At 43.3% G+C, this 13,558-nt stretch carries 12 protein-coding genes and 1 riboswitch; of the genes, 5 read left to right on the forward strand and 7 right to left on the reverse strand.

The annotated features are described in order from the left end of the window. The first annotated feature begins 1 nt into the window (after position 1). The 3 genes from P5V12_RS07505 to P5V12_RS07515 all read left to right on the forward strand — a co-directional run bounded on the left by P5V12_RS07505 (position 2) and on the right by P5V12_RS07515 (position 2,745). Positions 2-496: a hypothetical protein gene (locus P5V12_RS07505; protein ID WP_316956733.1), complete on the forward strand. Its 495-nt coding sequence runs from the start codon at positions 2-4 to the stop codon at positions 494-496. 415 nt (positions 497-911) lie between these two features. Beyond that, complete coding sequence (locus tag P5V12_RS07510) at positions 912-1,442, forward strand: hypothetical protein (protein WP_316956734.1); 531 nt, start codon at positions 912-914, stop codon at positions 1,440-1,442. A 361-nt stretch (positions 1,443-1,803) separates the two neighbouring features. Then, positions 1,804-2,745 carry a ChbG/HpnK family deacetylase gene (locus tag P5V12_RS07515; protein WP_316956735.1) on the forward strand — a complete coding sequence of 314 codons (942 nt, stop codon included), beginning with the start codon at positions 1,804-1,806 and terminating at the stop codon, positions 2,743-2,745. A 50-nt stretch (positions 2,746-2,795) separates the two neighbouring features. Here the strand turns inward: P5V12_RS07515 and P5V12_RS07520 are convergent, their stop codons facing one another. Next, positions 2,796-3,677, reverse strand: coding sequence for a hypothetical protein (locus P5V12_RS07520; RefSeq protein ID WP_316956736.1), 882 nt, complete (start codon positions 3,675-3,677; stop codon positions 2,796-2,798). A 338-nt stretch (positions 3,678-4,015) separates the two neighbouring features. Between P5V12_RS07520 and P5V12_RS07525 the strand changes: the two genes are divergently transcribed. After that, positions 4,016-4,891, forward strand: coding sequence for a hypothetical protein (locus P5V12_RS07525; RefSeq protein ID WP_316956737.1), 876 nt, complete (start codon positions 4,016-4,018; stop codon positions 4,889-4,891). Between the two features lie 85 nt (positions 4,892-4,976). Here the strand turns inward: P5V12_RS07525 and P5V12_RS07530 are convergent, their stop codons facing one another. From P5V12_RS07530 to thiC, 6 genes are read right to left on the reverse strand one after another with little or no spacing between them, the layout of a single operon-like run. Next, positions 4,977-6,137: a HesA/MoeB/ThiF family protein gene (locus P5V12_RS07530; RefSeq protein WP_316956738.1), complete on the reverse strand. Its 1,161-nt coding sequence runs from the start codon at positions 6,135-6,137 to the stop codon at positions 4,977-4,979. Beyond that, positions 6,079-7,581, reverse strand: a complete 1,503-nt coding sequence (thiE, locus tag P5V12_RS07535) for a thiamine phosphate synthase (RefSeq protein ID WP_316956739.1) — start codon at positions 7,579-7,581, stop codon at positions 6,079-6,081. The genes P5V12_RS07530 and thiE overlap by 59 nt, the downstream gene beginning before the upstream one ends. Before the next feature lie 4 nt (positions 7,582-7,585). Then, positions 7,586-8,365 carry a thiazole synthase gene (locus P5V12_RS07540; RefSeq protein ID WP_316956740.1) on the reverse strand — a complete coding sequence of 260 codons (780 nt, stop codon included), beginning with the start codon at positions 8,363-8,365 and terminating at the stop codon, positions 7,586-7,588. Between the two features lie 2 nt (positions 8,366-8,367). Then, positions 8,368-8,568, reverse strand: coding sequence for a sulfur carrier protein ThiS (gene thiS / locus P5V12_RS07545; protein WP_316956741.1), 201 nt, complete (start codon positions 8,566-8,568; stop codon positions 8,368-8,370). After that, positions 8,565-9,689 carry a glycine oxidase ThiO gene (thiO, locus tag P5V12_RS07550; protein ID WP_316956742.1) on the reverse strand — a complete coding sequence of 375 codons (1,125 nt, stop codon included), beginning with the start codon at positions 9,687-9,689 and terminating at the stop codon, positions 8,565-8,567. The genes thiS and thiO overlap by 4 nt, the downstream gene beginning before the upstream one ends. Then, entirely contained in the window at positions 9,690-11,528 is a 1,839-nt protein-coding gene (gene thiC / locus P5V12_RS07555) for a phosphomethylpyrimidine synthase ThiC (RefSeq protein WP_410483335.1), read from the reverse strand. Positions 11,529-11,592: 64 nt separating this feature from the next. Beyond that, positions 11,593-11,691: riboswitch (TPP riboswitch) on the reverse strand. A gap of 695 nt (positions 11,692-12,386) precedes the next feature. Between thiC and P5V12_RS07560 the strand changes: the two genes are divergently transcribed. Further along, positions 12,387-13,553: an efflux RND transporter periplasmic adaptor subunit gene (locus P5V12_RS07560; protein ID WP_316956743.1), complete on the forward strand. Its 1,167-nt coding sequence runs from the start codon at positions 12,387-12,389 to the stop codon at positions 13,551-13,553. The last annotated feature ends 5 nt before the right edge of the window (positions 13,554-13,558 follow it).

The following is a 13,558-nucleotide window of genomic DNA, read 5'->3' on the forward strand; positions in this document are numbered from 1 at the left end:
TTTGACTAATAAAAATAATGATGGTGTTTTAACTGAACATATTACAAAGAGTGGTTCTTTGTACTTTCTGCCAAAAGAGAAAGTATTTTTGGTTGTTATCTTGGTTATAGCATCGGTATTAGCTTTGCCGCTTATTTTATTTCGGGCTTATATTGAGTTGCTGGTTTTGGTTTGTGTGTTTTTGATCCCTGTAGTTTCCTTTGGGTTTATACCTGCGCATAACAGAGCTAAAAGCCTTTTGAGTGAAGAGAGTTTTCTTATCAAGGATGGAATGATTTTAAAAAAATCTAATCCCAACTTTAAATTTTCATATAGAAACAAACATTTAACTCCCTTACATCGAAAAAATGGTGTAATGGATTTGATCATCGGCGACGGAATGTTTGATTTTATGAAGTTTTTTGGTTCTGGAGAGAAGCTAAATATTACTATTTGTGGGCTGAGAAATGGAGAAGAGGTTCTTGAATATATGAAATCTACAAAGAATAGAGAATAGACTCTAATTAAACAAGAAGCTCTGGGTTAAACTCCGAAATATACGGGACAGACCCTAATTAAACAAAAAGCCCGGTGTGATGCCGGGCTTTTTGTTTTTGGTTACGGATATTTACTCACCTTTCTTCTTCAGCAAAGTAATAATCAATTTATTGCTTTGCTGCTCGACAAGGTACTGACTGTCGGTGGTAAAGTTAATCTCATGTAACTATCGGTCTTATAAACAAACTGTTGATACCTTATTTTGTTTGCTTGTAGTCGTTGATATTTGCTATAACTACTTGCTTGAGTAGAGCCTTATATGCGTATAATATTTGGACATTCTATATGTGGTTTTCTGAATGTACGCTTGAAGGCTGCTTTTTTTTAATTTTGAAATAGGATGGTCGTGAAGGATGAAAAAGTGTCTATTTTTTTTGTTTACGATGTTTCTATTATCCTGCGTGCATGTTTCTGATAATAGAACCTCCATACTAGTAAATAACTCCAGCCAGCTAACCTACAAAGGCAAAGGCGCCGGTGCAGGCATGATGCTGATGTCAGCAATGGGGCCAATGGGAATCGCGATTGGCGTGGCGATTGATGAAGGGATTGCGAAGGATATTCGCACAGCCGCAGACAATGGGCAGTTTTCTATTGCTAATGTTATTGAGCAGGAGTTTGGTAGTGTGGATGCTAAACTCGGGCAGGTGAATATTGATGTTGAGTCCTATGGTTATATCGCCAAGATTGGGCAGGATGATTTGGCGATTCCGCAAATCCGTCTAAAGATTACTGCCAAAGAAGTCGATAAGGTATATGCCTACCCGGAAGAGTTTCCAGATTCTAGTTACGAAGGTGTAGAGCTGGACAAGCTAAAACAAAATGCTGACGCCATTGATTTATCTATGCGAACGGCGATTAAAGAAATTGTCATTCGTTTTCTATCCGATATCGATGCTATGTAAGTACCCTAATTATCAGAACAATAAAGCAGCATGCGGTAATACCGCATTATTGTTCTGATATGGTATACCTCAATAGTATTTCCTCCGACGTAACAAAGATATGCATGTAGTTTTTATCTAAATCAGTCTCGGCTTTATATTGATTGATCCTTCCCAGTTTAGTTTGTGCTTGTTTGGCTATATCTTGGTTCGTATACCTGATAGCCCGTTCGGGCTTCACCTTCTGTACAAAGCTTCTTTTGGGCTCTTGTTGATTTTTGTACTTAGCGAATGCATTAAGTGATGTAAGGCGTTTGTTATTCTTGTCTTTTCAGCATACTATCCACTTGTTTGCTCAAATTAACAGCAAGGAACATATGATATGCACAAGGCTTTAATTGTAAGTTTACTCTTTTTCTGTGAATTGGCCTTTGCTTCTGCCAAGCCGCAGTTGTTGATACGAATGGACGATGCAGGAATGTCCCACAGTGTGAATCAGGCGATGAGCGAGGTGATTGAAACCGGTATACCTGTTTCTGTTTCAGTGATGGTGCCCACTCCCTGGTTTAGTGAAGCGGTTGAAATGCTAAAAGGTAAGGATAATGTGGCTGTGGGGGTGCATTTAACATTGACTTCGGAATTTAAGGAGTATCGCTGGGGACCCATTGCTGGTCGTAACGAAGTGCCTAGCCTGGTGGACGATATGGGGTACTTTCGTCATTCCGTGCGTGGTTTTTTATTAAGTGATTATCGCCTGTCGGAAATAGAAACAGAAATCAGAGCGCAGGTTGAGCTTGCTCTTCGGGCTGGTTTGAAAGTGCGTTATCTTGACCACCATATGGGAATCGCCAGAGCAACCCCGGAAATTGCTACTGTCGTTGAAAAGGTAGCCAAAGAATATAATGTTGCTGTGTCCCGTTATTATAACGAAGAGCCTTTTGATTTATTTCACTACAAAGCAGAAGAGAAAGCGTCTGCCTTTTTTGAAAATTTAAAAGACTTACCTTTAAATCAGCTTAATATGTTTGTGATGCATCCCGGTAGAGATACGCCGGAGCTGCAAGGCATGTTGGATATGAACAGCATGGTAATGCGTGATCCACTTTCTGGTCTGTCCACAATGTCGAAACATCGTGCGGCAGAATTAAAAGCCTTAACTGATGAGCAACTGGCAGCTATGCAGTCACGTGTTCACTTTGTGAATTACAATGATGTTGTTCAGCAACGAGGTTTAAAAGGACAAAAACGCTCAGCAATCTTTTATAAGTCAAGAGAGGATGCGGCTGAACAGGTGAAAAGCATTCCCGTTGTGGATGGTTACTAAAGTACCGCGAGAGTTATTTCACTTTGTATTTATAAATACAGTTATTTTATCTATGGAGTAGCGGGTTGGATTAATTTCCAGTCTTTTACTTTGGTATTAAAAAAACCACATTCTTCATAGGCACGGACAATCGTGCCTTTTTTTCGCATGGCTTTTAGTCCGATTTCCAATGCGTTGTAAAACGCCTCACCTAACGGATCTTTTTTACTAACGGCCCAGTGTCGGGTTCCATCTAATGCCACTTTTACTCCAGGGATGGGAATGAGGTCAAAACCGTCGAAATGTATGTACATATCATCTGTAGGCTGGAAGGGGGCTAGAGTCATATCCGCGCGCTTGTAAGACACCATTTTTACCATTTGTGGCCAGTAGATTGATCGAAAAGGCGTTTTAAATCCAAGTTTTATCAAGGTTTCCCAATCTCTTACCCAGTGAGGGTTGGATACCACGCTTAAACGTAATAGCTTTTCAAGAGAGTTAGCAGAAAGTGCTTGCACGTTCTTGGGGCTGGTATAAAAGCCAACAATGAACTCATTCTTTCTAATCAGTGGTGCTGTTTTCCAGATTGAGGACTCATATTTATCGAGGTCCACTCCCCAGACTGTTGCGGCGGCAGCTGTTATCGAGCCGGTTTCAACGCTACGTAAGATACGTTTATAACTGGTGTCTGTGACGATTTCGACTTTATGGTTAAACCCTCCTAAGTCCAGTGCTTGTAGCAATAGCACTGTTTCTATTACATCTCTACGCGATCCTGGGCCGGAATAATGGTTTATATCAGCGACTTTTCTGCCGTCTACAAATTTTAAATAATCGGGAAGGTTGTCTGCATCAGTTGAAATACGGGCGATAATTTCTGCAGGTTTCTGTTCTGTAGAATAGCTGTATGAACATGCACACAGGAGGATGAACAGCAAGGTGTAGTGGAACATCGTTATCGCTCAATCAATATTAAGCAATTTCCATATGCCTCTTATTTGGTAGTTGCGTATGCCAAACAAGTTACAATTAAAAATTTACGTGTGTATTTTAAATATAGCATTCATTTCATATGAGCTTTGGGTTGCTACGCATCTATAACCTAACGGGTTATAAGGCGAGTTCCGAAATAATTAAATGGTTTACATACGTATGTTTATTGTTTTGTTGGCGCCATTAAAAAATTATAGACGTCAATCTAGCGTATTACATAGTTTTCTATTTACTCGCCTGCTTTTCTGTTGATAATCAGCCTTCGGTGGAGAAACACAATAATTCCAGGGGAAGCATCATGTCTAACGTTGAATTCAATATGGAGCGCGCGTCTGCATCGGATACATCGGATGAGCAGATAAACCAGGCCAGGCAGGCGGCGGTTGAAATTACTGAAGAAACGCTCAGGTCGATAGCGCGGGATACTGCAGAGAGCGTTCGTTCGGCGATGGATGAGAAACCTAAACGAGGGTTTAAAACCATATTTTTTGAGTGGTTTAATGAACAGGTTGAGCGAATAGGGCGGACGGTGATGGCGCTGTTGGTCGCCACTGTGGTTGCTATTCTTACCCCTTACTTGGTCAAGTATCAGTTGATTGATGAATTTGACAGTTTATCTTCCAGATTAAGTTCGGCTGTTTCAGAAAGTGATAGCCGCGATTTAATACAGCAAAACCTGGAGTCCAGCCAAAAACAGATTTCTATGGAGCAGCAAAATTTAGATGCGTTAAATCGAATTGAGGATTTTAACTCGTCGCTAGTCGAGCGCTGGGCTGCTCTGGATCAAATACAGGGCGAGTTAGAAAATCAAAACGTCGCAATAGCGGGTTTGTCCGATAGGGTGGCAAATATTAAGGTGCCAGCTCCTCAGCCTGTGGCGAACCAAAAAACTGAAGTCAATAAAAAACTGTCGCAAGCATTGACCTCATACAAAAAACAAGGACAAGCTTTACTGGTAAAACCCTCATCAGAAAGAGCCGTCAGGCAGTGGTTGGGCGAGGTGTATTTTTTCCTCAGCGTGATTCCAAGCTCATCCGGAACCTTTGATCAAGTTCAAAGAGAAATGCAGAAAATCTATCAAGCAGAAAAACCATACGAAAACGATCAGGCAAGGCTGGAAAAGACGTTAATGATTCTTTCGGCAGTAAATACTTGGGTTTCTGTTTCTTCTTGATCATTCACGGGCGAATAAAAAGGAACCTGACTATTTAGAAAAAAGTTTTTACCTGTAAGTGTGGTTAGTTTTAGTCAGGTTGCTTTTAGCGAGTTTGTTGTATTATATGGATGTATTCCAGGTAGGCACTCAACCCACCTTTAAGCGCATAGATATTATGTGAACGTTGTGTTAGTTGCTGTAGTGCCAGACGGCTACGTTGCCCGCTATGGCAATAAAGAATGGTCATACTATTCTCATCGGGTTTGAAGTTATCCATAAATGTATCATAGGGCTGGTTATTCCCGCCTATATTTAAGGCTCGGTGCTCTTCTTCTGAACGAAGGTCAATCAGGGTTACATCTTCTTGCTCTTTCAATTTATGGAACTGTTCTACAGTAAGCTCTTTTTTTTCAGACAGGTCTGTTTCACAGGTATTGTAAGTGGCAGCGGACAGCTGAATTAAATGGGGAGTATTGCAAATACAATTCGCAGAACGGGTGAGTGAAATTGATTGCGATTTGTGGTGTAAAGCATCCAGAATAAATAACTTATTCTGGAAGGCTAGAGGCAAACCACATAAGTATTTAATGGCCTCATTAGCTTGAATATTGGCTAATAGGCTCGGGATGCTGCCAACGATCCCTTGGCTGTTACAATCCTTTAACTCAGTTGGGGCCTCAGGAAACACACACCGATAACACGCTGTTTCTGGTGAGAAAAAACTGGTTTGCCCGGCAAACTCTTCAACACTGCCAAAAATCCAGCTTTTTTGTTTAAGTTGGCAGTAATCGTTAATTAAGTAACGTGTTGCCATATTGTCAGTGCAGTCGATTATTAAGTCACACTGTTGGCCAATGTCAGTAATATTTTCTGCCGATAACCTTTCCTTAATCGATATGGCGTTAATAAACGGGTTTATATCCTGTATTTTTTTTGCCGCTGTGTCGCTTTTTGAACGCCCGACATCGTCTTCGTTAAATAAAAATTGTCTGTGCAGGTTGCTTCTGGAAACCAAATCATCATCCACCAGCAATAGGGTGCCTACACCAACCGATGCTAGTATTTGTGTGACCGGGCAGCCCAATCCGCCTATCCCGATAATCGCAACGGTGCTTTTTTTTAACGCATGTTGCCCTCGGGCGCCAAACGAGCGAGTTTGAATTTGCCGTTGATACCGTTGCCATTCGGTGGCTGAGAATTCGCCGTTAAACATGATCGTTAAGTAATTCAACAAATTGGGTTGCAGTGTGGAGTGGGTTTTCACTTTGGCTAATCGCCGTAATCATGGCAATGCCAGATGCTCCTTGCTTTTGTATGTTTTGCAGTTGGTTTTTCTTTATACCGCCAATGGCGACCACTGGGTAGTGGAGTAGCTTGGTCCAATAATTTAATCCTTCTGGCTTCAAGGGTGTCCACGGCATGATTTTGGTTTGTGTTGGAAAGACCGGGCCGCAAGCAATATAAGAGGGTTTAAAGCTATGGGCTCGGGCGACTTCGTAATGACAGTGGGTGCTTATGCCCAACCGCAGCCCAGCGTTTTTTAATGCTTGAATATCCGCAGATTCTAGGTCTTCCTGCCCCAAGTGGACACCGTAAGCGCCGTACTTAATTGCTAACTGCCAATGGTCGTTGATAAACAATTGGCATTGGTAGTTTTGGGCTAAATTCACGGCTCGGTTTATTTCGTTTTCCAGTTCTTCCTGGTTTACGTCTTTAATTCGTAATTGCGCGATTTTAATTCCAGAGTTGATGATCTGTTCTAGTTCACTGAAACTGCCAACAATAGGGTACAGGCCTAACGGAAGGTGTTTACAGGTTGGAAATGCATCGCTATCTAAATCAAAATTGTATTTTTTGGTTAAAAAGGGTAGATCTGCCTGCTTGTTTGGGAAACGGTTTATCAATACAGGACCTTTTTCCAGTTCCCCGGTTGACTGGTTTTTGATGGCGTAACCTTGCCGAAAACCTTGACTTATCGCCATTCGTGCGATAACAGCCGCATCCGGCATGTTATATCCCAACGCAATTGCACTGGCCACAGCAGCAGCAAAAGCGCAGCCTGTACCGCGACTGTTTCGCTCATCCAGTTTGTTTTGGCTTAACCAAAACTGTTTTTCTTTGCTGAAATAAAAATCCTGAATGTAAGGCTTGGAATGAGGTAAATGTCCACCCTTGATATACACTGCTTTGGCACCAAGTTCGGTCAAGGCCGTTGCGGCATCTATCATGTCTTCCTGAGTGTGTATGGTATTGCCTGTCAGCAGTTCTGCTTCATCAATATTGGGGGTAATTAAGTCACACAGAGGAAGTATGTGTTTTTTGAGTAACTGGAGATGCTGATTGGTTTTGATACTCAGTCCAGATGTGGTCGTGAAAATGGGGTCGCATATATAAAGTGAATGGGATTGCTTGACCCACTGTGCAAGCCAAAGAATATGTTCCGGTAATATTAAACCGGATTTTATTGGCCAGTTTTTCATACACGATAACGATTGTGCCTGTGTTTGGAGCGTGTTTTCGTCAACCGGATGAAAAGCCAAAACCGACTGATTGTTTTGTGCCGTGGTTGCCGTAATCACGTTAAGGCTATGACAGCCCATTGCGCGGATTACCTGATTATCCATTTGTATGCCGGACATGCCAAAGGAATCGCTACCGCCTATTGCGATAACGCTGGGTTTGGTGTTTAAAGCGGGTGAGTGAATCATAATTCTACTGGTGCCAAAACGGTTTGCCGATTTCCGGGGTGGAGGGTTTGGCCATTTCCCGTTGTTGAATTAAACCAGCATCATAGGCGCATCTGCCTGCTTCAATTGCCAGCTTAAATGCTTTTGCCATGCCAACCGGATCTATGGCTTCTGCCACTGCAGTGTTTAACAAGGCTCCGTCATAGCCCATTTCCATTGCTTGTGCCGCATGGGAGGGCGCACCTATACCAGCATCAACAATTAATACAGTATCCGGGAGTCGTTGACGAAGTACATTGAGGGCATAAGGGTTAATAATTCCTTTCCCCGTACCTATCGGTGCCGCCCAGGGCATAAGAATATTGCAACCGGATTCAACAAGTTGTTCTGCAATAACCAGGTCGTCAGTGGTGTACGGAAATATTTCAAAGCCTTGGGCAATTAATTCTTTTGTTGCTTCCAGTAGTTTAATGGGGTGAGGTTGAAGATTGTATTCATCGCCAAGTACTTCCAGTTTAATCCAGTGGGTGCCAAATACTTCTCTGGCCATTTGTGCTGTGGTTACGGCTTCTTTTACTGAATAGCAACCGGCGGTGTTGGGCAGAAGTTTGACATTCAATTCTTGTAGATGCTGCCAAAAAATATTTTTATTGGTTGCCTCCATAGCTTGTCGGCGTAGTGAGACGGTAACAATTTCAGCACCAGAGCTTTGTATTGCCTTCTGCATTACTTGCGGAGAGGGATATAACGAAGAGCCGATAATAAAGCGGCTCTGTAGTTGTGTGTCAGCAATTTTCCAGGTCATATTTAACCGCCTTGCATAGGTGATAAGACTTCAATCGTATCGCCATGATCGATTATTTTGTTGGCGTAGTTTTCTTTCGGAATAAACTGTTGATTAATGGCAATAGCAAATGACTCGTCGTTCATATTTATTTCAGACAATAAATCCGCCAGAGTCTGTGCCGAGGTTTGTGTGGCGTTGCCATTTAAATGGATATTTTTCATGTTTCGCTCACTGTTTCAGTCGAGTGTTGAGTGACACTCGCGCCGTTGTTCGTCAAAATCATATGACTGGCTTGTTGGGCAAAATAGGGTGCGGTTAAATATCCATGCCGAAATAAACCATTAATACGCATAGTTTTGTTTTCAACCTGAATTCTCGGCACGTTGTCTTTCAATGCGGGGCGACAGTTGGTTTCTGTTGTCAGTATGCGGGCTTCAGCAAACCCGGAATGCACACTGTAGGCGGCGGAGAGAAGCTCTAATGTTGAACGAAGGCTAATGGGACTATCGTCTTCAGTTTCAATCTGAGTGGCGCCGATAACAAATCGATTATTTTTTCTCGGCACAATATAAATACAGTAACGAGGATGGGTTAATCGAACTTGATGGCTTAACTGAACTTCTGGCGCGTGTACGGTAATAATTTCGCCGCGAACGCCGCGTAAGTCATGGATATCTGCTTTTGCCCCCATTCCCCGACAGTCGATTACCCAATCAAATAGTTGAGTACCGGATTTAGAGGTTACTGCGGATCGGCTTATGCCATTTTCTTCGATGGTTGAGATCGATTGCACTTCAGTTTCTGTATGCCAGGTGGTTCCCGCTTGCGTTAACCGCTTGGCGAGCGCCGCCATAAATTTTTCCGGGTCGACAAACGCTTCTTCTTTTAAAAAGAGCGCTTCTTTAAATTGCGGAACCAACTCTGGGCTATGTGCTTTTAGTTCGTCCTCGGTTAAATATGCAATTCGACCTTCAGCTTTGTCCCCCAGTTTTTTGAAAAGTTGGTGGCTGTAGCGTTGAAAATCCGGGCGGTCATTCTTATGCGCAATGACCAGCGTGCCGTATTGAGAGAAGTCCACATCTTCATTTAACGAGGCAACGAATTGCGGCCACATGTTGCGGGAACGAACACCCATCTCAAAGACTTCTGGATCACCTTTTTCCACTTCACTGTAGGGCGCGATCATGCCGGCAGCGGTGTACGCTGCTGCGCCACCTTTTTCGATTGGGTCTTTATCGAAGAGAGTGAGCGTCATCTTTTGATTGGTATTTTGTGTGTCTTGTAACAGCTGCCAGGCCAGGGTTCGCCCCATTAGGCCAGCGCCAACAATGGCAATATTCATTTAATTTTCCTCCGCCACATAGAGCTCAGAACCTAACTGTTTAAATTCGGCAGATTTTTGTTGCATGCCAGCTTCTATGCTTTGGGCGAATTCACGGGTTTCTTGAGTGATTTTCATCGAACAGAATTTCGGACCACACATGGAGCAAAAATGGGCAACTTTTGCCGAGTCCTTGGGTAGGGTTTCGTCGTGGTATTCCCGTGCGGTATCTGGGTCAAGTCCCAGATTAAACTGGTCTTCCCAGCGGAATTCAAAACGGGCTTTGGATAATGCATCATCCCTTGCCCTTGCGGCCGGGTGGCCTTTGGCAATGTCTGCAGCGTGGGCAGCAATTTTGTAAGCGATAATTCCGCTTTTTACGTCGTCTTTATTCGGCAGGCCAAGGTGTTCTTTGGGGGTGACGTAACACAGCATGGCACAACCGTACCAACCAATCATGGCAGCGCCAATGCCGCTGGTAATGTGATCGTAGCCCGGTGCAATATCTGTCGTAAGTGGCCCCAAAGTATAAAAAGGTGCTTCGTGGCAGTATTCAAGTTGCTTGTCCATGTTTTCTTTAACCATATGCATGGGCACATGGCCGGGGCCTTCAATCATGACTTGCACATCGTGCTGCCAGGCAATTTTGGTTAATTCGCCTAAGGTTTTTAATTCGGCAAATTGGGCTTGGTCGTTCGCGTCAGCAATCGAGCCAGGTCGCAATCCATCACCCAGAGAAAGGCTGATATCGTATGCCTTGGCGATTTCACAAATGTCTTCAAAATGGGTGTATAGAAAATTTTCCTGATGGTGGGAGATGCACCACTTGGCCATAATGGCGCCGCCACGGGAAACAATTCCGGTTACCCGTTCGGTGGTGAGCGGAATATGAGAAAGCAGTAACCCGGCATGAATTGTAAAATAATCGACACCTTGTTCAGCTTGTTCGATCAGTGTGGCTTTGAATACATCCCAGTTTAAATCTTCGGCAATGCCATTCACTTTTTCCAACGCTTGATAAATTGGGACGGTGCCAATAGGGACGGGGGAGTTTCGAATAATATAATCCCGTGTTTCATGAATGTATTTACCGGTGGATAAATCCATTACGGTGTCGGCACCCCAGCGTATCGCCCATACGAGTTTTTCCACTTCTTCTTCGATGGAAGAGGACAGCGCAGAGTTACCAATATTGGCATTAATTTTTACCAGAAAATTTCGGCCGATAATCATCGGTTCAACTTCTGGGTGGTTAATGTTGGCGGGAATAATTGCTCGACCTTCGGCGACTTCTTTACGTACAAATTCCGGTGTAATGAATTTTAAGTTGGCACCGAAGGGGTTTCCTTTTAATCGCTGAGCACGTTCTTGCGTATTTTGTATAAGTTCTTGTCGTTTCTGATTTTCCCGTAAGGCAATGAATTCCATTTCTTTGGTGATGATGCCGTTTCGGGCGTAATGCAGTTGAGAAACATTTTTTCCTGTTTTCGCTTTCTGCGGCGTTCGTTGTAAACCTGTGTTGTTTAGCCACTGACTTTGCTCCGGCGATATTTCAGCGACATTATGGGATGGTTTATACGTAAGTGATTGTGTTTGACAATCATTGCGTTGCTCAATCCAGTTTTTCCGTAATGGGGTTAAACCTTGGTATAGGTTTATATCGTACTGTTTATCTGTGTATGGGCCTGATGTGTCGTATAAAGTGAAATGAGAACCGTCAGTTAAGTGAATTTTTCTCATTGGCACACGAACATCCGGTGTATTTGACGATGTGACGTAAATCTTTTCGCTGCCGCTTAATGGGACGGTTGTAATGGTGCTGTTTGATGATGACTGCGGTGGTGTCTGTTTCACTGTTATTCCTACCTTATTTTTTTGCGTAGGAAAAACCTTGAACCAGAAAGGGATAAGCGAGGCTTAGGCCGGTAAGGTTTCAGCTCTTTCCTACGCCGATGCTAGTCGGATCAGGTTCTGCGGGTTTGTAAAACTACATCTCAGCCTAAAGGCACCCCGAGAGCTGGAGCGGATACTACTGGATTTCTTTTGGAGGGGGAAGAGGTATTTTAGCGTGATGGTTATATTTATCTGTTGTCATGCCAATCCATTTACTCGGTTTTTGGCTGGTATGTGTGCGAATACATTGTTTTTTTTACGGAATTTGTCGGTGTGTGAGTTATTTATACGTTGATAGATGTGCGGTTTTTTTGTGTGTCAAAAATTGGGAACTTACTGACAGAATATTTTTAAATATTAAACTGGTTTCGTTTTTACTATCAGCTTTCAGGCGACGATAACCTATCGGGCTTTTACAGAAATTGTTACAATTTTCCGACAAAGCAAGGCCAGGAGTCGTTTTCTATTTGGTTGCTGGCATGTGAACTTGTTATAACAATAATGCAACTGATTACAATAAGATTAAACATCTATTTTTGCTAATATATAAGGCAAACATAATTGGGGTTGATATGGTTGTATTCATGTTTCAAATCGTCGTTTTTTGATTCTCTTTGTTCACAGTTGTCGTGCTTTAGTCAAGTACTAACGGTTACTTGATCGATATAATTTAATAATATTTTCTTTCCGTTAAATATGTGGGTGGATGGCGCGTTAGTATTTACGCTGCTTTCACTGACTCGGCAATAAAATAGCACTTTCTCTATTCCATATTGGTCGCTGAAGTTGCTTGCTTCGGGGACTTTTTTTTTGAGGTCTTAAAGGATGTTACGTTTTTCCGATCGACTGACTATCAAGATATGTATTCTTTTCTTGCCATTTATTTTGTCGTCATGTGGTCCCAAAGAAGAATCCAATACTCAGGCTCAAGCTGCACCGGCAGTTGAAGTTTCCGTTGTCACTATACAAGCGAAACCTCAAATGCTGACGACGGAGTTACCTGGGCGCGCAGTTGCATATCGCAAGGCTGAGTTACGCCCTCAGGTTGGTGGGATTATTAAAAAGCGTTTATTTACCGAAGGTGCCCGAGTTAAACAAGGGCAGGAACTTTATCAAATTGACGATTCCCGCTACGAAGCAAATTTACGTAATGCGAAAGCTCAGTTTGCGAAAGCCAATGCCAACCTGGAATTGGCGGTGTCGAAAGAAGCACGCTTTAAAGGGTTGCTTAAGCGCAAAGCGGTGAGCCAGCAGGATTATGATGATGCCAATACTTCCATGCAGTTATCGAAAGCGGAAGTGGCTGTGGCAAAGGCCGCTGTGAACACGGCGGAAATCAATCTGCGCTATACACGTCTGCATGCGCCTATCGATGGTCAAATTGGTAAGTCTGATTTCACTGAGGGTGCACTGGTTTCTGCTGAACAGGCTGCGCCATTGGCGACTATTCATCAACTTGACCCTATCTTTGTGGACGTTGCCCAGTCAGCAAAAAATGTTTTAGGCCTGAGAAAGAAATTGCTTAACGGCACACTTGCGGCGCAGGAAAGTGCCAAAGTGAATTTGATACTGGAAGACGGCAGTGTCTATGAACATCAGGGAACACTGCAGTTTTCCGATATGAGCGTGAGCGAGTCGACTGGCACTGTGGTGTTACGGGCGCTGTTCCCCAACCCCGATTACCTATTACTTCCCGGTACTTTCGTTCGGGCAGAAGTCGAAGAGGGTATGCTGGACAATGCTGTATTGGTGCCACAAAGAGCTGTTACACGGGATAAATCCGGTAAGGCTTCCGTATTGGTGGTTGATTCAGAAAGCAAAGCTCAGATTCGTTCAATCACCGTGTCCCGTACTATTGGGCAGGACTGGTTAGTTGAACAAGGTTTATCCAGTGGTGACACGGTTGTGGTGGCTGGTCTGCAAAAAGTGTCTCCCGGGGCGCTGGTGAAGGCGGTTGAGCAAACTCAAGCGCAGATTGCTAATAAGGAATAATTCAT

The sequence above is a fragment of the Teredinibacter sp. KSP-S5-2 genome, from assembly GCF_032773895.1.
Classification (GTDB): Bacteria; Pseudomonadota; Gammaproteobacteria; order Pseudomonadales; family Cellvibrionaceae.

Bases quoted from the DNA above. Each gene is read 5' to 3' on its own strand.
- P5V12_RS07515 (WP_316956735.1), top strand. From the start codon at position 1,804: ATGCACAAGGCTTTAATTGTAAGTTTACTCTTTTTCTGTGAATTGGCC.
- P5V12_RS07520 (WP_316956736.1), bottom strand. From the start codon at position 3,677: ATGTTCCACTACACCTTGCTGTTCATCCTCCTGTGTGCATGTTCATAC.
- P5V12_RS07525 (WP_316956737.1), top strand. From the start codon at position 4,016: ATGTCTAACGTTGAATTCAATATGGAGCGCGCGTCTGCATCGGATACA.
- thiE (WP_316956739.1), bottom strand. From the start codon at position 7,581: ATGATTCACTCACCCGCTTTAAACACCAAACCCAGCGTTATCGCAATA.
- P5V12_RS07540 (WP_316956740.1), bottom strand. From the start codon at position 8,365: ATGACCTGGAAAATTGCTGACACACAACTACAGAGCCGCTTTATTATC.
- thiS (WP_316956741.1), bottom strand. From the start codon at position 8,568: ATGAAAAATATCCATTTAAATGGCAACGCCACACAAACCTCGGCACAG.
- thiO (WP_316956742.1), bottom strand. From the start codon at position 9,689: ATGAATATTGCCATTGTTGGCGCTGGCCTAATGGGGCGAACCCTGGCC.
- P5V12_RS07560 (WP_316956743.1), top strand. From the start codon at position 12,387: ATGTTACGTTTTTCCGATCGACTGACTATCAAGATATGTATTCTTTTC.